Below are 20,098 nucleotides of genomic sequence, written 5' to 3'. Positions count from 1 at the left end.
AAACAGAAGTGCCCATACGAGCACTTCTGTTAGAAAAAACACTAATCGCAACAGTTACTAGTGCTACACCCTGCTCTTTGGACATCCTTACCCTCAGCCAGATAGGTATTGTCTAGGTAAAAATCTGTAAACTTCTCTACAAAATCAGAGGAAACCGACTTATCAGCCAATCCCGAACCCTGTATAGCTTTCTGCCACAATTGAGTTTTAGGCAAACCACACAAAAAGTCGTAACCAGTACGTTCTTTTACAATAGCGGCACGATGCAATAAAGGTAGCCAAGCAATGTCAACGTTACTTAAGGTATCAGACTTGAAGAATTTTGAATTATCTAAAAGTTGCTTTTCGACCTTTTCAAATGCGGTTCTTAACTTCTTCTCTCGCTGTTCGAAAGTTATCTTATCTTTACTACTCATTGTTCCGCATTGTGCCAGATAATTTTTTGAGGCTAAGTAACTCCAAGCTCTATCTAATGCGCGCTGCTCATTGGACACGTCCTGCTCTAACGGACCATATTCATCTTCGATGTATTCAATAATCGCATCAGACTCAAATAAAACCGTGCCATTTTCCGTCAGTACTACTGGGACTTGAGCATTTGGTGATACATCAAGAAACCACTGCGGTTTATCTTTAAGGCTGATGTACTCTATTTCATAAGGAATCTGCTTCGCCTCAAGAGCAGCAGTAACACGTTGTACAAATGGACAGATTTTGAAGCTAACAACTTTCAACATTTTTTTGTTTCCTCTCTAAAGTTAGAATGTTCACACCAGTAAGACGAGAGGACACAAAAAAAGACGAAGCTTTTTAGTAAAAAAAAGTGGGACAGCAAAAACTGCATAGAGAGCTTTATATATTCAACCTTCCTTAGGCCAAAAGATGAGCAAAAAAGCTGATAGGCGAATAAATACAGATACATCCCGCCAGCTAACCGCAGCCTAGCTTTTCTTATTGAAGCTAGGATCCGGATCCATTCAATTCGCCGATTTCAACTTACTGAATAATGTTTAGTCCATTCGAGTAATAAAGGTTTGCTCATCATCCACAAAAGCCACATAACTGCCGTGATAGATAAATACTCGACCACGCCCCTCAACTAGGCAGGCAAGCTGTGGATTCAAATCTTCATCGTTATCTTGGCTTTGAAAAGTACCAGTATCGGTAATAACACCGCTGAGTGTAGGTAAATATCCATAAGCGCGCTTGGCTTGCTCAATCAGACCCAATTCACTGGCGCTAGAGAAGCAAGCGGGGATCGAACCGGCTTCTTCAATAAATAGAGGTTTAAGTTCTTCAAAGGCGGTAATCACCAGCCAGTCAATGCCGTTTACATGGTGGATAAACATAGATGCTCTCGATAATTCTGATGTAAAGATTTTATCACTATCACGAAACAACGTAATAGAGATTTAATGTTGAAAGGCGCTGATTCAGTGCCACTTTCGCACATTCACGAGGCCAAGTTGAAACACGTTTTTGTCCTGAACAGTTTCACTCGGCACTTTCTAGAACGAAAATGCCCCGAAGTTGCCTAGACCTTTTACTTATTCGCATCCTGTTCATGAGCTTTTGCGATTCTAAAAGTTATCCATTCTTCTCATGCTGTTCGCTGCTAACCCCCATGATGTAATACGGGTGAAAGTCTCATACCATTCCATCTTATTGAAATTTGTTAAATTGCCTATTAAAACCGACGCATTGCTATTTTAACTTTTGCTATGATACTGGTTGGTTAGTTTAATGATATTGTTAGGTCTATACATGGCAGGCGTTTTAACGTATTGCAAAATTCAGGAAATGGAAGTATCCCCAACTATGGCTCGCTACCTACAAGAAATAGAGAGTAAAGTTGAGTTGGGTAACTTGTTGGCAATCTCTTTGAGCGGTATCCCGATTCTCGAGCTTTTTACTAAGAGAGTTGCTCCACATACTAGAATCCAAGAAATTGGGGAATATGATTGGGAGCAGTTTGGTACTGCGATGTCTTCTGTTCACTCTAATACTAGACGTTTAGTCAACAACATTGCAGACGACGCCCGCTTGTTTAGTAAGAACCAACAAGAAGTTAAGTTTTGGGGCTGTGTATATGATGCGACTAGGTAGTTTTCTTCTTTTGTTAATTTCTAACTCACTGATTGCAAGTGAGTTAGATGTTGCTTACGAAAAGCTAAATGATAGAACAGACTCCTGCCTTAGCTTGCAAAAGAGGAGCATACAACACGTTAATGATGCGTGGTTATCTTCACTGTCAGATTTTGAGTTAAAGGTTGTTCTCTTGGAGCTAAACCGTTCCGCTTTAACTAGATGTGTTGAGACTGAATTTAAGGATTACACTTATCATTTGTTTCAAAAGTCCATCAGTTCAGGTGATGCAAAACCTTTAAATGTATGGTTTGAGCTAAATAGCAGAAACCAACCTGAGGACTATAAGTCCGTGGCAAATAGATTTGCAGATGAAATCTTGACTTTAAGCAAGAGCGGTACTTTTAACTTACCATTTGATACAAAAGCTTATTTCGACACCATAAGAGCATCTTTGAATTAGTCTGAATACAATCTGTCAGTTTCTTAACCTAGGTGTGATTAGATCTGACAGGTTGCCCTAAATTAGTCCTGCCCCAAAATGAGTCAGCGACTGCATGAACCATTGCTCTCCATGCCATCATTTGGAATATTTTTTCTAACCCAGAGCAAGGGGCTAATCTGCCTGTGAGAAACATAGATATTTGGAACCTTAGCACTCTCATAGCTATAGACGTTATGCAATCTGTTTGACTTCAATAACAACCTTTCCAATTTTGTTGTGCTAGCATCGGAAGCATAATTTTAATTTGCTCAGAGGAGAAATGCATTGGCCAGACGAGGAAGTGGTTTAAGGACGGCTATAAAGGTTGTTAAAGCTATAGATAGAGCCAACAAACAAGCCGCCCGCGAAGCTCAGCGTAGAGAGAAAGCTCGGCAACGTGCTGAAGCTCAAGCACTTAGAGAGCATGAAAGAGGTGTGCGTGAAGCTCAGCGAGAATTAAAGCGGCAAGTAAGACAGCAACAATCCGCAGCAAAGCAAGCATTTAAAATTGCGCTATCAAATGCAAATGAAGAATACCAAGACCGCTGTGAAGAACGAGCCGCCCTTAGAAAGCAATTCATACAAGAGGTTTTAAGGTAAACAATGGATAACAATTTATTGATATTAGCAGGCATATCTTTGTTAGCAGTTTTGCTGACCTATATAGTGACGAAACGCTCTGCGGATAAAAAAGTTGGACAGTACAAGTCAATTGATGAAGCGTTAACGAAAGCCAAAGAAGAGCACGAGACATTAAAGAAAGCAAATGAATCACTACAGCAAACTACTGAGATAGCAAAGCAGGCACTTTCCAAAATTAACGCTGAAACTGCCGACCTACAAGCTTTGAAAGGACAAGATGACTCTCTTAAAGTTAGTATTTTAGAACAGCAACAGTCCCTTGACGCGGCCCAAAACTCTCTAAATGAACTTAATGCCAATATTGAAAAAGGCGAACTGGATCTGAACGAGATAATGGGTGGGATAGACTTGTATTCACGACTCGATGAATATGCTGCTCATGGTCATTTTGAAATGCCACAATATCTCTACGAAACATCAACTCGCTATTCTGAAGAGATCAAAGACATACGGCAGCAACAAAAAGACATGATTAAAGCGAAGACCGCAGTCACCTTCCCAGAAACGACCGTTATTTCTAATGATAAGTCTTTGAATAAAAAAATCCTCAATGGTCAAATTAAGCTAATGCTAACAGCGTTCAATATTGAATGTGACATGCTTATTGGCAAGGTTTCTCCAAGCTCATTTGGTCGTACGCTGGAACGAATCGAGAAACTAGCAAACAATCTAGAAAAGTCGGCTGCGACACTGGAGTGTGGCTTTGATATTGATTACATCGAACTAAAATTCGAAGAATGTAAGCTTCAGTATCAATATACCCTGAAGAAACAGGAAGAAATTGCCGAGCAGAAGCTCATCAAAGAGCAAATTCGTGAAGAGCAGAGAGTAATAAAGGAGTTCGAAAAAGCTATTGCTGAAGCTGAGAAAGAAGAAAAAATGTATCGAAACCTTCTTGATAAAGCTCAGCAAGAGCTTGCTCAAGCTAATGAACAAGAACGTAGTGAAATGGAACAAAGAATAGCCATTCTAGAGCAGCAATTGGCCGAAGCTGAAGCCAAAGAAGAGCGTGCCAAGAGTATGGCGGAACAAACTCGTAAGGGACATGTGTACGTGATAAGTAACATTGGTTCCTTTGGAGAAGATGTTTACAAGATAGGTTTAACGCGCAGGCTAGAGCCTATGGACAGAGTTAAAGAGCTTGGTGATGCCAGTGTACCATTCCCATTTGACGTACATGCCATGATTTATACTGATGATGCGCCTGCACTCGAAACAGCTTTGCACCGTGAATTCCATTCTCAACGTGTTAATGCAGTTAACCTTCGCAAGGAGTTCTTCAGTGTCGATCTAGAGGAAATTAAAGATGCCGTTGAAAAGATCGCTGGAGTAGATGCTGAGTTCAAAATGACCGCTCTGGCGGAAGACTATTTCGAAAGCCTCCGTCTTAGTGATGCCGCATGATTTAACAGTTTTGTCCGTCTTCGAGTCAGCCAGATCAGCGCTGGCTCACCTTTGTCCAATATCGAGTTATAGCTATAAACAAAATCTCTTCTATTAAAGCGGTTTTCGTTTACACACTTTCGTATCACTGTCTTATGGCTCAGTTATGTTGAGTCTATTTGCATTCACTCGTCCTTAGTGAAAACACACTTGTTTTTCAGCACCTATACTGAAAACGTCGATATCACGAAGGGCTTTGACATGACACACTTAAAAATCGCGCTGTTTACTCTCTTTCTGACTTTACCACTCAAGGCAGAGGTTCTTACCTTAACATCGTTGGAGTGGCCACCTTATGCAAGTCGTAGCCAACCAGAGCAGGGAGCCTCAGTAGCGGTGGTTAAAGCTGCAGTAGAAGCAATGGGGCACGAACTAAAAGTGGAGTTTTACCCTTGGGAAAGAGCCGTCCATTTGGCGAAAACTCAGCCCAAGTACGCGGGCTACTTTCCTGAATATTATTTTGAATCTGATGATTTGGTGTTATCTGACCCCATTGGAACTGGTCCGCTAGGGTTTGCAGAGAACACATCTAAGCCAGTGACTTGGTCGAGCCTACAAGATCTCAAAAGTTATAAAATTGGTGTCGTGCGCGGTTATATCAACACTGAAGAGTTAGATGCGATGATTGCAAGTGGTGCTATTCAAGGAATCCCAGTGACTGCAGACAACGTAAACCTGAAAAAGGTGGCGGCGAATCGTATCCCACTCGCGGTAATAGACAAAAATGTGTTCAATTACTTACTTCAGAGTGACCCAGAAGTTACCAAGGCAAAAGCTTCTTTACAGATGAACGCTAAGCTTTTGGAAGAAAAGCAGTTATATGTCGCGTTCGGTAATGATGAAACAGGCCAAAAGTGGAAGCAGATTGTCGACGCTGGGCTGAAAAAAATCGACGTCGAGCAGACAATGAGCCAGTACTTTTCGAAATAGCCTAAGCGGGTAAATCTGTCTTGCCACCACTTGCATCAGCAGTGGCTAACATTGCCTTGTCCAAAAACACCTTAAGGTAACCAACTTTCACAACCTGCATACAAAAACGGCCGCTAACTAGCGGCCGTTTACAGTGTAAAGGGAAGTTATTTAAACGTCATTGCCAGTGCAGCGGCAACGTTGCGTGAGGTCATCTCGACGTTGAATGCCGCTTCTTTTAGCGCAGTAGGCAGATCGGTTGCCCCGAGTACGACACTGTAGACAGCATCAATGCCGTGCTCATGCACAACGTGGCAATCTTGCGCGATGCTTCCCGCAATACCAATCACAGGCAAGTCGTACTGTTTGGCAGTGCGAGCGACACCGATTGGTGTTTTGCCATGAATGGTTTGGCTATCAATACGACCTTCACCAGTAATCACTAAATCCGCATCTTTTACCACTTCCGCCAGATTGACCGCATCCATGACAATGCTGATACCTGGGCGTAGGCTCGCATCAAACAGACCAAGTAGAGCAGCACCAAGACCACCCGCAGCACCTGCGCCAGCTTGGTCTATCACTTCTTTACCGTTAGTTTGGCGAATTACTTCAGCGTAGTGAGCTAGGTTGCTATCTAGCTGCTCTGCCATTTCAGGTGTTGCGCCTTTTTGCGGGCCAAAGATATGCGACGCGCCTTTCGGGCCACACAGTGGGTTATCAACATCACATGCCACTTCTAACTTAACATCAGTTAAGCGACTATCTAGACCAGCCAAATCAATGCTGGCAAGCTTTTCAAGCGCCCCACCGCCGTAGGCTAGATCAGCGCCTTGTTCGTCTTGCAAGCGAGCCCCTAACGCTTGGGCCATACCAATACCACCATCATTGGTCGCACTGCCACCAATGCCGACAATGATATGTTTAACCCCAGCATCAAGCGCCGCTTTAATCAGTTCGCCAGTCCCATAGGTCGTCGTTAACAGTGGATTACGCTTCGCTGGTTCAACAAGGTGTAAACCCGATGCCGCGGCCATCTCAATCACGGCTGTAGAGCCATCGCCCAACAAGCCATAGAAACCTTCAACAGGCTGACCTAACGGCCCTGTCACTGTTGCAGTGACAATGCGACCACCCGTTGCATCAACTAATGACTGCACGGTACCTTCACCGCCATCAGCCATTGGCAACTTAACAAACTCTGCGTCTGGCATTACATCTTTAAAGCCGTTTTCAATCGCAGTCGCCACTTCCATAGCAGTTAAACTTTCTTTGTACGAATCAGGAGCAATTACAATCTTCATTTTCATTCCTTAAACAAATAAACCAAACACACCGAACATCATGGTCGAGACGAATGCGATCATCAGACCTACCGCAGACTCGTATGGAATTAACTTCAGACGCTCGCGAATATCCATGTGCACTGCGCCACCTGTCGCATGGAAGAAGCTGCCATGTGGCATGTGATCGAGAACTGTCGCTCCCGAGTGAATCATTGCAGCGCCTGCTAATGCTGGCACTCCGAGTTCTAAAATTGTGCCGCTAAACACACTTGAAGCGACTGCCGTACCCGCCGTTGTCGACGCTGTTGCCAATGCCATCATTGCACCTGAAATTGGTGCCAGTAAGAATGAAGGCAATCCAGATGCCGTTAATACATCAATCAATCCATCTTTTAGGCCAGAGTTAGCGATAATGCCCGCTAAAGTACCTGTACCAAGCAACATTACTGCCACTGGTGCCATACGGCTAAGACCGGCAACAGCGAAGTGATTGGTATCTGCAAAGCGCCCCATGACTACGGCGCCGATAAGACCACCTAAAGGAAGCGCAATTAATGGGTCAACGTTAATACCAGCTATCGGGCGTAGCGACAGCAGTGCAATCGCAACCAACGGTGCAACAATCGCTGCCTTAAAAGCGGGTAGGCGCGAATGATCCACCTCTACCACTTCACACGCATCTACTTTAGAGCCTTTGTTTACAAGTTTTTTCGCGATGAAGTAAGCCAATACCAAGCCGCACAAACCAGGAATCACACCAGCCGCCATCACCGATGTCAGTGGGACATTAAACGCGTCGGCTGCTGCAATCGCATTCGGGTTTGGTGACATCACATTACCCGCTTTACCGCCGCCCACCATGGCTAGCAAAATTGCGGTCTTAGAGATATCAGCGCGGCGTGCAATCGCGAGTGCAATTGGTGCGACCGTAATAACAGCTACATCGACAAACACACCAACCGCAGTCAAAATCATCGTCGCGATAGCGAGAGCAAGAAGTGCGCGTGTTTCACCCACTTTTTTCACTATGGTTTCGGCAATCGAAGTTGCCGCACCCGACTCAATCAAGACACCCGCTAGTACACCAGCGGCAAGTATGCGGAGTACCGCAGTAACGATACCTTGCGCACCACCAATCATCAGTGAAACCGTGTCAGTCAGTGATACTCCACCGACCACACCACCAATTAAGGCACCAATGATCATGCCGTATGCAGGCGGCACTTTTTTCAAAATAAGGGCAATGGCGACGACCAAAGCGGTCAACGCACCAAGGGTAGTGACTTCTATCATTTTGTTGTTATTTCCGATTATTTTGTGAACTGCCTGAAGAGTAAGAGCAGAGACAAATAAATTCTTTATGCAAAATGACAGATTTATTATTATCTGAAACGAGCATTTTTGTGCAAATTGACAAAAACCTTCAAATAATCACACACATTTTAGGGCTAAGTACAGTTGAACTTTATGGTCTAACTTATTGATTTTTAAACCTGTAACTTCTTCAATCTTTTCTATTCGGTAACGCAATGTATTGCGGTGAATATGGAGAGCTGCACAGGTTTGAGCCAGATCGCAATCCTGAGCAAAAAATTCTTTTAACGTCTTAACCAGAACATCTTTACTGTCGTGTTGCTGCAAAATTTCAATCGGGTGACTTATCTGATTACGACGCCACTCATCTTGCTTCAAATTATCAATCAGAACCGACAGCTTATGCTCCTGATAAAACAAGATCGCGTCTTTACTTTCATCGCTACAAGCTAGGGTCGCCTTGGCTGTTTCATAAGAGCGAGATAACCCGGTAAGGCCGGGGAAATACTCTCCCATGGCGATTTTGACCGTAAAGTCCGCCTCTTGAGCGATCCGCTTAAGCAGGCGTTTAACCCGCTTTTTCTCTTCAGCTTTGCTCCATGTATTGTCGACTAAGGTCACTGGCTTGAGCACGACAACTTCGTTTTGAGAGACAGACACAATACCAACAATGTTGTCTCGCTCTGGGTACTCCAACAGGTGCACCAACTTCTGCAACTGCTCTAAAGTCAAAGGCTGACCTTGCTTAGGTATCACCTTAACTGTGGCTGCTACCCTTGGCTGAGCTAAATCCAAATCTAATCGTTCCGCTATCGATAGCAGCTGGGTTTCATTTAAGGTAGAACCCTGTATTAGCTGCAGCAGTAGCTCTTCTCTATGACGTTTATTCCACTGAATCTGAGCCATTAAATCAGCTTGCTCAACGATGAGTTCAGCGGTCATCTTAACCAGTTCGCCATAGCGTCTGACCTCTTCAGGCTGCCCTGAAATACCGACCACACCAATCACACTATCTTGATGCAAAATAGGCAAGTTAATCCCTTCTTTTACACCAATCAGAGTACTGGCAACCGTATGATTAATTTCAACTGTTCGGTTGTCATGTATCGCCAATAAGGCGCCTTCATGGGTTCGGTGCAATCGCGCAGGATCGCTTGAGCCGATAATTATCCCGTTCTCATCCATCACATTGACAGGAAACTGGATAATTTTTGTCGCGCGCTCAACGATTTGTCTCGCGATTAACGTATTTAACTGCATCTCTTTACTCGTACTCGAAGCCTTACTCTTCCTAGGGCTAACATAGCACAACTCCCCCGCGCTTTTATTGCGCCAACAGTGCCTGCAGCTGAGTAACCAAGAAAAAATCCCGATGTAAGCACGCGAGGTGCCTGCTAAGACGAGGCCCGAACGAGCCTCTACCTGTTGCCTTACAACGGGAACGCGTACAAAAGGAGACGAAAAACTACGCGATTTAAGTAATATCAACCCGACTGATTTCCCCCACAACGGCTAGTCAGCAAGATTGATATATAGCTACCAATCACCACCAATTGCTTGTCGTGATTGGTATGGGATAGCGAGGGAGAGGAGTCCTTGCTATCCCAGACGGAAACTAGAGGCAGTAGACCCTAATCTCGAATCGAATGTCCTGAGCGCTTCTCAATCGCTTTAATCAGCGCTGAGTGATCCCAGTCCTGTCCGCCTTGAGCCGCACACTCCTCAAACAGCTCTTGCGCGTTCTGCGTATTAGGCAGTGCAACTTCCAATTCTTTGGCACCCGTTAGCGCTAGATCTAAGTCCTTCTGGTGCAACGAGATTCTGAAGCCAGGATCAAACGTGCCTTCAATCATACGCTCGCCGTGGACTTCTAAGATCTTAGAACTTGCAAACCCACCGAGTAGCGCTTGGCGCACACGTGCTGGATCAGCGCCCGCTTTTGAAGCAAACACCAACGCTTCAGAAACCGCTTCAATGTTAAGTGCCACAATAATCTGATTGGCGACCTTACAAGTTTGACCTGCGCCGTTTTCACCGACTAGCGTGATGTTTTTGCCCATCACCTCAAATAGAGGGCGAGCTTTATCAAACGCTTCTTGCGCGCCACCCACCATGATGCTTAGCGTAGCGTTAACCGCACCGACTTCACCCCCAGACACTGGTGCGTCTAGGTACTGTGCACCACTTTCATTAATGCGCGCAGCAATCGCTTTGGTTGCCATTGGTGAGATTGAGCTCATGTCGATCACAAGCTTACCTTCAGCGCCACCTGCATTCAGGCCAGCTTCAACACCTTTCTCACCAAATAGCACATCTTCTACTTGTGGTGTATTTGGCACCATAAGAATAGTAACGTCTGCCGCTTCAGCGGCTGCTTGCGCAGAGTTAACAACTTGAGCTCCCGCATCCACCAAGTCTTTTGGCGCGGGATTAAAGTGATCAGATAGCACAATGTCATAACCGGCTTTTTGCAAGTTCGCTGCCATTGGGCGGCCCATAATACCTGTACCAATAAATGCTATTTTCATATTCTGTTCTCCGTAACGTTAGCCCACCCTTTGGCGGGCACAGACCGCACTTAGCGGTATAGGTTGATCCAATCTAAGCCTTCAGTGGTGGTGGTTTTCGGCTTGTACTCGCAGCCAACCCACCCTTGATAACCAAGCTCATCAAGATGTTTCAAGACGAATGGGTAGTTAATCTCCCCAGTACCCGGTTCATGTCTGCCTGGGTTGTCGGCTAACTGCACATGGGCAATTTGGTCGATGTTGGCACTCATGGTTGGCGCTAGATCCCCTTCCATGATTTGCATGTGGTAGATGTCGTACTGAATTAACAGATTGTCACTACCCACTTCTTTAATCACCGCTTTCGCCTGCTCAGTGGTGTTGAGGAAGAATCCCGGGATGTCACGCGTATTGATGGCTTCAATCACTAAGCGAATGCCAGCCTCTTTTAGAGCCTGCGCGGCATAACGTAGGTTGATAACAAACGCCGCATGCGCATCATGTTGGCTTACCCCTTGTGGAACGATCCCTGCGAGGCAGTTGATTTGGGTATTACCCAATACTTTGGCGTATTCAATGGCCTTGGCGACACCTGCTTGGAACTCTTCAATTCGGTTTGGGTCCACCGCGATACCGCGCTCGCCCGCCTCCCAATCGCCGGCCGGAAGGTTGAACAGCACTTGGGTAAGTTGGTTTTCATCAAGTTTCTCCTTGATTTGAGCGGCTTCTAAGGCGTAAGGAAATAAATACTCTACGCCACTAAAACCCGCCTTTGCTGCGGCCTCAAAGCGATCTTTGAAGTCCAATTCGGTAAACAACATGGATAAATTTGCTGCAAACTTTGCCATTTTGATTTCCTTATTCTGTTAGCTGTTACTGATTAACGCTGTTGGTGCGTCGTCAGCGCTTTCTGCCAAGGCTTCGAACTCATTGATTGAGTCAATCTCGACGCCCATCGCAATGTTGGTTACGCGCTCTAGAATCACTTCAACCACAACAGGCACCTTGTGCTTGTTCATTAACTCTTTCGCTTGAGCAAACGCCTCTTGCATCTGCTCTGGGTCAGTCACTCGAATCGCTTTACAACCTAAGCCTTCAACAACCGTCACATGGTCTACACCGTAGCCGTTGAGCTCTGGTGCATTCTGGTTCTCAAACGCCAACTGAACACAATAATCAATGTCGAACTGACGCTGCGCTTGGCGAATCAGACCAAGGTAAGAGTTGTTTACCAAAACATGGATATACGGCAGGTTAAACTGCGCGCCAACCGCCAGCTCTTCAATCATGAATTGGAAGTCATAGTCACCAGAGATAGCCACGATATCGCGATTAGGATCCGCGGCACGTACACCGAGAGCGGCAGGTGTCGTCCAACCTAGCGGGCCAGCTTGACCACAGTTAATCCAATGACGTGGCTTATACACGTGTAGGAATTGTGCTGCCGCAATTTGAGAGAGACCAATCGTGCTGACATAACAAGTATCGCGACCAAACGCTTTGTTCATCTCTTCATAAACGCGCATTGGTTTAATCGGTGCATCGGTATAGTGAGTTTTACGTAACATCGTTGCTTTACGCTGCTGACATTCGCCAACCCACGCGCTGCGGTTTGGTAATTTACCTGCGTCACGCCATTCACGCGCCACTTCCACCAGCAGTTCAAGTGCTGCTTTGGCATCAGAAACAATGCCAAGATCCGGACAGAACACACGCCCAATTTGAGTCGGCTCTATATCAACGTGAACGAACTTACGCCCTTTGGTATACACATCCAAAGACCCCGTGTGGCGGTTAGCAAACCGGTTACCGATACCAAACACAAAGTCGGATTCAAGCAAGGTTGCGTTGCCGTAACGATGCGCCGTTTGCAGACCAACCATACCTGCCATCAGTTCATGGTCGTCCGCGATGGAGCCCCACCCCATCAGAGTTGGAATCACAGGAACACCTGTAATTTCAGCGAACTGTTGCAGTAACGCTTCAGCTCCCGCATTAATAACACCACCACCAGAAACGATCACTGGGTTAGCAGACTCACACATCATTTCGATGGCTTTTTCTACCTGAGCACGTGTTGCTTTTGGCTGGTATGCCTCTAACGGTTCATAAGTATCAATATCAAACTCGATTTCCGTCAGCTGAACATCTAACGGCAAGTCAATCAGTACCGGGCCAGGCCTGCCTGAGCGCATTAGGTGAAACGCCTGCTGGAATGCACGTGGCACCTGTGCTGGCTCGAGTACGGTTGTCGCCCACTTAGTGACGGGTTTGGCAATAGATTCGATATCTACTGCTTGGAAATCTTCTTTATGCAGGCGAGCTCGTGGCGCTTGCCCTGTAATACAAAGGATTGGAATTGAGTCCGCTGATGCAGAATACAATCCAGTGATCATATCTGTGCCTGCTGGACCCGATGTGCCGATACACACGCCGATGTTACCTTGATTGGTACGCGTGTAACCTTCTGCCATATGCGAAGCACCTTCCACATGGCGAGCAAGTACGTGATCAATACCACCGAGCTTTTTCATTGCCGCGTACATTGGGTTAATCGCTGCGCCAGGAACACCGAAGGCAATGTCTACACCTTCCTTCTTAAGTACTTCTACCGCCGCCTCAATTGCCTTCATCTTTGCCATGCGAACCTCCATTTCGATTGTATACAATTCAAAGATACTTTGTGTACTATGAATCATATTCAGAATTTGGCAACCCCTAAATGCAACATTTTTTCAACATAGAGCCATTACTCTAAGCGAACACTAACCCCGAAAACCCTAGAAATCATTGCTTTATATAAAATATCTTTACATAAAAATATTTTCCTAAGAGAGCAAATGAAAAATAAATGTTAAATACTCTTTGATTGTTTACATGAATTGAAATATAAGTATTCGTGCAACATGATTTTTGTACACAAAATCATTCGATATTGTTTAAAGGAGACGAACAATGAGTCTGAACGATGTAGCAGAAAGAGAAGAAACCGCCTGTCTGCGCGTAGTCGGTAACATGGACAACCCTGAATACCAAACCATCCTTAACAAAGAAGCGCTCTCATTCTTAACCAAGCTCGTTAAGAAGTTTGCTCCACGCCGAGATGCACTACTTGCTGCTCGCGAAGAGCAACAAAAGCGTTTTGATGCTGGCGAACTACCGAATTTCCGTGCGGATACACAATCTATTCGTGACAACAAGAGCTGGAAAGTCGCCACTCCGCCACCTGAACTGTTAGACCGTCGAGTAGAAATAACCGGCCCGATTGATCGCAAAATGGTGATCAACGCACTGAATTCAGGTGCTAAGGTCTTTATGTGTTGTTTTGAAGACGCCTCTTCCCCTACTTGGGAGAACATGGTTCAAGGGCAGATAAACTTGCGCGATGCCAATGCCCGCACGATCAGTTATCACGATGAAGCAAAAAACAAACATTATCAGCTCAGTGATGACCCAGCCCTACTGATTGCCCGTCCGCGAGGCCTGCACCTGCCGGAGCAATCGATCCAATTTGACGATAAACCCATCCCTGGTTGCTTGATGGATTTCGCGCTCTACTTCTACCACAACTACCTATCACGAGCAGAGCAAGGGCTTGGGGTTTACTACTACATTCCTAAGCTAGAAAGCATGGAAGAATCACAATGGTGGGATGACGTTTTCTCTTTCACTGAAGATTACTTTGGCGTCGAACGAGGAATGATTCGCGCGACCGTTCTGATTGAAACGCTACCTGCCGTGTTCCAAATGGACGAAATGCTTTACGCCATGCGTGACCATATCGTTGCTATGAACTGTGGTCGCTGGGATTACATTTTCAGTTACATTAAGACCCTCAAAAACCACACCGACCGCATTCTTCCAGACCGACATGTGGTTGGGATGGATAAAGAGTTCCTTAATGCCTACAGCCAGCTGTTAGTACGTACTTGCCATCAGCGTGGCGCTTTAGCAATGGGCGGTATGTCAGCCTTCATTCCCGCCAAAGATCCTGCAGAGATGGAGCGTGTGACCGCCAAAGTGATCGAGGATAAAGAGCGTGAATCTCTCAATGGCCACGACGGAACTTGGGTTGCACATCCAGCGCTGGTCGATTTGGCAATGTCTGTATTCGATAAAAATCTCGGCGGAAAGCCAAACCAACTCGATTTTGTCAGCCCAACACATGAAATTGGCGCTGATCTGCTGCTAAAACCGTGTGAAGGGACACGCGATGAAGCAGGTGTTCGCAAGAATATCCGTATTGCGCTTTATTACATCGAAGCTTGGATTCAAGGCCATGGCTGTGTGCCGATCTATGGCTTAATGGAAGATGCCGCAACAGCTGAGATCTCGCGCGCTAATATCTGGCAATGGATTCATCACTCAGTCGAACTTGATGATGGACAAACCTTTACTAAAGAGCTTTTCCACCAATGGCTGTATCAAGAGCTCAACACTATCAAACAGGAAGTGGGCGATGCTCGATTCGCAGCTGGCCGCTTTGAACAAACCGCTGACCTTTTCTTCGAGCTGTCAACAGCGAAAGAGTTCGCCACCTTCCTGACCTTACCAAGCTATCAGCTTCTTAACGGGGCTGCGTAATACCAACCTAGTTCGTCTATTCGAGCTAGGACGGTAGGACATTAACAGGAGATAACATGGGAAGTTTAACTCTAGATCAAGCACTCTCCGTCATTGACGGTACCTTTCAGGCAGGTTCCAAGAGCAAATGCGCACCGCTCACGGTCGCCGTTCTCGACAGTGGAGGGAAACTCATCTCTCTACAACGCCAAGATGGTTCTAGCATGATGCGACCAGATATCGCGATTGCTAAAGCTTGGGGCGCGCTAGCGCTCGGGTGTTCTTCACGAAAGCTCGCTCAGGATGCCGACAATCGACCTGCATTTATCTCCGCTGTTAATGTTCTCGCACACGGTAATATGGTTCCCGTTCCAGGCGGATTGCTCATTCGCGATGCCGAGAAAAACATTCTTGGCGCAGTTGGGGTTAGTGGTGATTTATCTGATATCGATGAAAGCTGCGCACTCGGGGGAATTGACCACGCCCAGCTTTATTGTGATGACGCCGTCTCTTAGCACTGACTAACAAAGCAAAACAAAACGCCCTCAGTTGCACACGCAAATGAGGGCGTTTTTCTATTTCGTATTTTCAAGGAGATTACTCGTATTGAGTGAGCCAGCCTTTCAAAATGGTGTTCATCTGTTTCTTCTGATTAGCATTAATGCCTTTAACCAGCTTTTCCTGTACTGCGACGTGCTCTTCAATAATTTTGTCGATCAGCACATAACCATCTTGGCTTAGCTCAACCGTCACGCTGCGACGGTCTTCTTTACTGTGCTCGCGGCTGATCAAACCTTTAGACTCAAGCTTATCTAATCGGTTCGTCATCGCGCCAGATGTCAGCATCATAGAATCAATCAGCTCTGAAGGGGTTAGGCGAAAAGGTTTACCACTACGACGCAAAGTCGCCAACACGTCGAACTCCCCAAGTTTCAAATCATAGCGCTTATGTAGCTGAGCCACTTCTGTCTCCATATACTTGGCAATGCGCATCAATCGACCCATTATCGCCATAGGTTCAGTTTCTAGCTCTGGCTTTTCCTTAGCCCACTGGTCTACTACTCTATCAATAGCGTCCATGAATATTTGTCTCCAGTAACAAAATGCTGTTTTGAATATCTTAACATAAAGATACTTTACAAACAGCGTTTTTAGGCGTACATTCCTCACAAAAGTATCTTAACGTAAAGATAATTGTTATGAATATATTACTTGCCATGATTCCGGCGTTCTTTTGGGGAACCACTTATGCCGTCACGCAATACACACTTGCGGACTGGCCTCCCCTATTACTGGGTGCGATCCGTGCACTACCAGCCGGACTTCTGTTGTTGGCATTTAAGCCAAGCCTGCCGAAAAAAGGCGACTGGCAGATTTTGTTTAGCTTAGGTTTGATCAATATTGCGACCTTCTTCGGGCTGATCTTTGTCATGGCGCTGACTTTGCCTTCTGCCATTTCTGGTGTTGGCATGATCTCAGTGCCTGTATTTGCGATGCTCTACAACTGGCTGATCAACAAACATCGCCCAGGCTTGATTCAGTCGGTATGTGGTGCCACCCTGATAGCACTCGCTTGGATGCTGTTTGACCCAGGTTCAATTAGCCTAAACCCGATTGGTTTGGGGGCTATGCTCGCGGCGATCATGTGTATTGTGGTTGGCAGCTCGATCACTAAATCACTCGGAAACCGTATGCACTGGTGGACAGTCTTAACCTGGCAGCTCATCCTCGGTGGTGTGATTCTGTCTATCGCAGCAGGTGTTCAGGGGGCAATGGAACCGGCGAAATATGCGGCGATTTTCGCTAACTTCTCAATCACCAACCTGTCTGGTTTGCTATGGGTGGTCGGGCTGAACACTGCACTGGGTTACGGTATGTATGTGTGGCTATTGCAACGTATGTCTGTGGTCGACTTTACCTTCGGCGGAATCGCCAACCCAATCGCGGGAATCGTATCTGGACTCGTCTTGCTTGGTGAATCCTTCACCCCATTCCAGTACAGCTTGATGATCGGCATGATTGTGATGTCGTTGTTACCTCAAGCGATACTCGCCATCAGGCAAAACAGACCGGCTCCAGCCGAGTGTCGGAGCTAAAAGGTACTAATTATCTCTCAAATAGCCGCGCCACTTAGCGCGGCTTTTTAAAACGGTTCCAACGTGATTGCTATACTGACTAAGCTCATTTGAGAAAGGTGGAAGCAATGTGCGGAAGACTCAATGTCATCGACGACCCCTTGTGCAATATCGTCTGTGAACAGCTTGGCTTAGATTTTAATACTCATAGCAACAACGACTTACGTCCGACAGAACAAGTGGCTTGTATAGCCAGTTATGGTAGCAAGCTACAGCAGCGTAACCTAGCTTGGGGCATCAAGCCTGACTGGGCAAAGCGGATTATCATTAACGCCCAAGCAGAAACTATTGCACAGAAACCCACCTTTGCGAGTTCGTTTCAGTTCAGTCGGGTTATTGTCCCTTGCAGTGGATGGTATGAGTGGCGTGAGGAACAAGGACGAAAGGTGAAATACCTATTTGAAAAGCCAAGCAATGGGGCTCTGTATATGGCAGCTATCGCACTCGAAAATAACTCAAACGTGGTCACTCTCACCACTAAGCCCAATTCGCAATGTGCCCAATATCATCACCGCATGCCACTACTGATTGACGCAAGCCATGTTCTAAACTGGGTTACAGGAACAGTAGAGGAAGCTAAATCTTTACTAAATATTGAATATAATCAATCACTAAGAATAAGCTAACCCCTAAATTTTACTGGGCTCAAAAAATCGCCTTTTTCTTATCCTTTACATAGAAATACAGGCTAATAGCAACAAACAAAAACGTAAAGTAGTAGAAAAATGATGAAAGAGACGCAATAAAGTCAATGTGCTGCTCTATCTGCTCTTCGCTATAGCTTTTAGACAGCAGTTTGTAGTAGTAGGCGTACAAGATACCAATCAGACCATAGCCGAGATTAAACATCAGCCCTTTAAAGCTCAGTACTGTGGCTCGGTTGTGTGATTCAGTGTTTTTGTTGAGGTGATAGCTAATAAAGATATTCATCGTCATTATGATGAAGATTAACAGCAATACCGGAATCACCCCATAAATAGACCAGCCTAAGCTAATCCAATAATAGGTCGCCATCGTCGCGATGCCCATGATGGCAATAAATCTTCTTGGACCGATGCTTTCCGCTAACTTTCGACTTTGCCCTGCCAATACAATTTGCAGCAAACTTATCCCTGCACCAATAAACCCAAAGTAGATGATGGGGATATCGATCGCTCGATAGTACTGGCTGTTCATCGTTAAAAACATACGTGAAGTGTGCTCGAACAGGCTGTAATAAAGCAGAATAAACAAAACATATGGTGTTGAGAGCACCCACTTACCCGTATTCATGGTGAGTTTAAGACTTGCCATCGTCGTTGCCAACTTACCGCTATCACTTGGCAATGTTTTCTTCTCTTCCCTCATGCTAAACGCAGCGTACATGGCGATAAGGGCAACAAACAAGGTCGCATAAACAGGGATACGCATTATATCTTGAGTCGTTTCTGGCGCTGAGAACCCCAGTAGGTGATAAACATGAGCCATAAAGTTAACGTCGTACATTGCAGCGCCTACCAAGGTAACAACAATGCCGACACTTGAAGCGATACGTAACTGAATCTGTAATACTCGCGGCCACAGATCTTCTTTGCCCTGCTCTTTAAGCGTGTCATAAGCCAGTGCTTCATCAGCACCACTGGCTAATGCCATAGCCAAACCGCTCAAGACCCGGTTTACCAAAAATACCATGAACACTAAGGTGGGATTGCCAGTCGGAACAAAGGCGATCATGGCGATTTCTATAAACATGACAATAGAAGACAGCACCACCAGCTTTTTACGTCCTAGAGTATCGGCAAATGCACCAGATGGTACTTCTGCTAGAACGATGGTTGCCGCCCAGACTACGTTGAGCATGGCAAACTGAGAAAGGGTCAAACCATAATCTAAGTAGAGTAAAGTGAAGACTGGATAGTAAAAGCGCGCAAAGTAGCTGCTTCGAAACATTAAGAAGCAGCGAACATTGCGGATTTGAAGGATTTCTTGGAGAGTCATTAAATACTCAGCAGTTTGTATAACATAAAACTATGTATATACCCTTTTTTGATTGGACTCTAGAATCTTTACTAAGTTGACCAAGTCAAACACATCAAGCGATAAACAGATTCCATTACTAGACAACCTCCCTACTTGATCTTTTACACTGTAAAGTAGCTACATTCCGTAACGAAATGGCTTTCCGACAGTCACCATATCGCGATGAATAGGAGCAAGTGCTTGAGCGTAATGGGCAAGCAATGACAAGGTATACTGACTACGTTGGTGCATCTCATCATCTTGTAATTGGTGATCTTGGGTCATCAGCGTTTCGATATTGCGAAACATCAGATGATCTGGCAAAAAGCAAGCATGATTGTTTTTGCTACCTGTCATACGTAACTCGCTTATCGGATATACGCCATTCACACTGGCAGAAACACTCACTAGCAACACAGGCTTGTGCGCTAGCTCTTCATCTGTCGTTAACAACAAGAAATTCTTAATTGCAGGTGTCGCCATTCCATGCCATTCGGGAGTGATCAAAACAATCGCATCAGATTGTTTAAGTATCTCTGCAATAGGCGTCCACTGTTGCCATTCTTCCGACTGCTGCCAAACACCTTCGTTCCAGAGAGGCAAATTAAGCTGATGTAAATCTAGAACATTGATAGTTTCAAAGTGCTTAGCAGATAATGATTCTAAATAGCGAGCGACATTTAAGCTCTGCGAATTGTCACGCTGGCTGCCAGATACGATAGTAATATTCAT

General features: G+C 45.5%; 20 protein-coding genes. 9 read left to right on the top strand and 11 right to left on the bottom strand.

Annotated elements, in window-relative coordinates; translation table 11 throughout:
* Positions 1-41 precede the first annotated feature (41 nt).
* Entirely contained in the window at positions 42-737 is a 696-nt protein-coding gene (locus APB76_RS05645) for a glutathione S-transferase family protein (protein WP_049845914.1), read from the bottom strand.
* A 273-nt stretch (positions 738-1,010) separates the two neighbouring features.
* A complete protein-coding gene (locus APB76_RS05640) occupies positions 1,011-1,349 on the bottom strand; it encodes a hypothetical protein (protein WP_049845913.1) in 339 nt (112 codons plus the stop codon).
* A gap of 415 nt (positions 1,350-1,764) precedes the next feature.
* Between APB76_RS05640 and APB76_RS05635 the strand changes: the two genes are divergently transcribed.
* The 5 genes from APB76_RS05635 to APB76_RS05615 all read left to right on the top strand — a co-directional run bounded on the left by APB76_RS05635 (position 1,765) and on the right by APB76_RS05615 (position 5,584).
* Positions 1,765-2,106, top strand: coding sequence for a hypothetical protein (locus APB76_RS05635; RefSeq protein WP_049845947.1), 342 nt, complete (start codon positions 1,765-1,767; stop codon positions 2,104-2,106).
* Positions 2,090-2,548 carry a hypothetical protein gene (locus APB76_RS05630; protein ID WP_054961174.1) on the top strand — a complete coding sequence of 153 codons (459 nt, stop codon included), beginning with the start codon at positions 2,090-2,092 and terminating at the stop codon, positions 2,546-2,548. Before APB76_RS05635 ends, APB76_RS05630 begins: the two co-directional genes overlap by 17 nt.
* Positions 2,549-2,854: 306 nt before the next feature.
* A complete protein-coding gene (locus APB76_RS05625; RefSeq protein WP_049845911.1) occupies positions 2,855-3,169 on the top strand; it encodes a hypothetical protein in 315 nt (104 codons plus the stop codon).
* Positions 3,170-3,172: 3 nt separating this feature from the next.
* The gene (locus APB76_RS05620) at positions 3,173-4,615 is read left to right on the top strand and encodes a DUF4041 domain-containing protein (RefSeq protein WP_049845910.1); all 1,443 of its coding nucleotides are present in this window, start codon (positions 3,173-3,175) and stop codon (positions 4,613-4,615) included.
* Positions 4,616-4,855: 240 nt separating this feature from the next.
* Positions 4,856-5,584, top strand: a complete 729-nt coding sequence (locus APB76_RS05615; protein ID WP_049845946.1) for a substrate-binding periplasmic protein — start codon at positions 4,856-4,858, stop codon at positions 5,582-5,584.
* A gap of 146 nt (positions 5,585-5,730) precedes the next feature.
* Here APB76_RS05615 and APB76_RS05610 read toward each other — a convergent pair whose 3' ends face one another.
* The 6 genes from APB76_RS05610 to gcl all read right to left on the bottom strand — a co-directional run bounded on the left by APB76_RS05610 (position 5,731) and on the right by gcl (position 13,312).
* Positions 5,731-6,867 (bottom strand): glycerate kinase, encoded by a 1,137-nt coding sequence (locus APB76_RS05610; protein WP_049845909.1) that lies wholly within the window; start codon positions 6,865-6,867, stop codon positions 5,731-5,733.
* A gap of 9 nt (positions 6,868-6,876) precedes the next feature.
* Positions 6,877-8,142, bottom strand: coding sequence for a GntP family permease (locus APB76_RS05605; protein ID WP_004412799.1), 1,266 nt, complete (start codon positions 8,140-8,142; stop codon positions 6,877-6,879).
* 138 nt (positions 8,143-8,280) lie between these two features.
* Entirely contained in the window at positions 8,281-9,423 is a 1,143-nt protein-coding gene (locus APB76_RS05600) for a sugar diacid recognition domain-containing protein (protein ID WP_054961175.1), read from the bottom strand.
* 371 nt (positions 9,424-9,794) lie between these two features.
* Positions 9,795-10,691 (bottom strand): 2-hydroxy-3-oxopropionate reductase, encoded by an 897-nt coding sequence (locus tag APB76_RS05595; protein ID WP_054961176.1) that lies wholly within the window; start codon positions 10,689-10,691, stop codon positions 9,795-9,797.
* Between the two features lie 50 nt (positions 10,692-10,741).
* Complete coding sequence (hyi, locus tag APB76_RS05590; protein ID WP_049845906.1) at positions 10,742-11,518, bottom strand: hydroxypyruvate isomerase; 777 nt, start codon at positions 11,516-11,518, stop codon at positions 10,742-10,744.
* Between the two features lie 18 nt (positions 11,519-11,536).
* Positions 11,537-13,312, bottom strand: a complete 1,776-nt coding sequence (gene gcl, locus APB76_RS05585) for a glyoxylate carboligase (RefSeq protein WP_049845905.1) — start codon at positions 13,310-13,312, stop codon at positions 11,537-11,539.
* Positions 13,313-13,625: 313 nt separating this feature from the next.
* Here gcl and aceB point away from each other — a divergent pair, with 313 nt between their 5' ends.
* On the top strand, positions 13,626-15,254 hold the full coding sequence (aceB, locus tag APB76_RS05580; RefSeq protein ID WP_054961177.1) for a malate synthase A: 1,629 nt from the start codon (positions 13,626-13,628) through the stop codon (positions 15,252-15,254).
* 56 nt (positions 15,255-15,310) lie between these two features.
* On the top strand, positions 15,311-15,748 hold the full coding sequence (locus tag APB76_RS05575) for a GlcG/HbpS family heme-binding protein (RefSeq protein WP_054961178.1): 438 nt from the start codon (positions 15,311-15,313) through the stop codon (positions 15,746-15,748).
* 82 nt (positions 15,749-15,830) lie between these two features.
* Here APB76_RS05575 and APB76_RS05570 read toward each other — a convergent pair whose 3' ends face one another.
* Positions 15,831-16,313: a MarR family winged helix-turn-helix transcriptional regulator gene (locus APB76_RS05570; RefSeq protein ID WP_054961179.1), complete on the bottom strand. Its 483-nt coding sequence runs from the start codon at positions 16,311-16,313 to the stop codon at positions 15,831-15,833.
* A 119-nt stretch (positions 16,314-16,432) separates the two neighbouring features.
* Between APB76_RS05570 and APB76_RS05565 the strand changes: the two genes are divergently transcribed.
* The gene (locus APB76_RS05565) at positions 16,433-17,329 is read left to right on the top strand and encodes a DMT family transporter (protein WP_054961180.1); all 897 of its coding nucleotides are present in this window, start codon (positions 16,433-16,435) and stop codon (positions 17,327-17,329) included.
* 107 nt (positions 17,330-17,436) lie between these two features.
* The gene (locus APB76_RS05560) at positions 17,437-17,994 is read left to right on the top strand and encodes an SOS response-associated peptidase (RefSeq protein ID WP_054961181.1); all 558 of its coding nucleotides are present in this window, start codon (positions 17,437-17,439) and stop codon (positions 17,992-17,994) included.
* A gap of 19 nt (positions 17,995-18,013) precedes the next feature.
* Here the strand turns inward: APB76_RS05560 and APB76_RS05555 are convergent, their stop codons facing one another.
* Both APB76_RS05555 and APB76_RS05550 read right to left on the bottom strand, forming a co-directional pair.
* Positions 18,014-19,345: an MFS transporter gene (locus APB76_RS05555; protein WP_054961182.1), complete on the bottom strand. Its 1,332-nt coding sequence runs from the start codon at positions 19,343-19,345 to the stop codon at positions 18,014-18,016.
* A gap of 159 nt (positions 19,346-19,504) precedes the next feature.
* The gene (locus APB76_RS05550; RefSeq protein WP_054961183.1) at positions 19,505-20,098 is read right to left on the bottom strand and encodes an NADPH-dependent FMN reductase; all 594 of its coding nucleotides are present in this window, start codon (positions 20,096-20,098) and stop codon (positions 19,505-19,507) included.

It is taken from the genome of Vibrio bivalvicida (assembly GCF_001399455.2).
Taxonomy (GTDB): domain Bacteria; phylum Pseudomonadota; class Gammaproteobacteria; order Enterobacterales; family Vibrionaceae; genus Vibrio; species Vibrio bivalvicida.
This window is presented reverse-complemented; position numbering and strand designations above follow the sequence as displayed.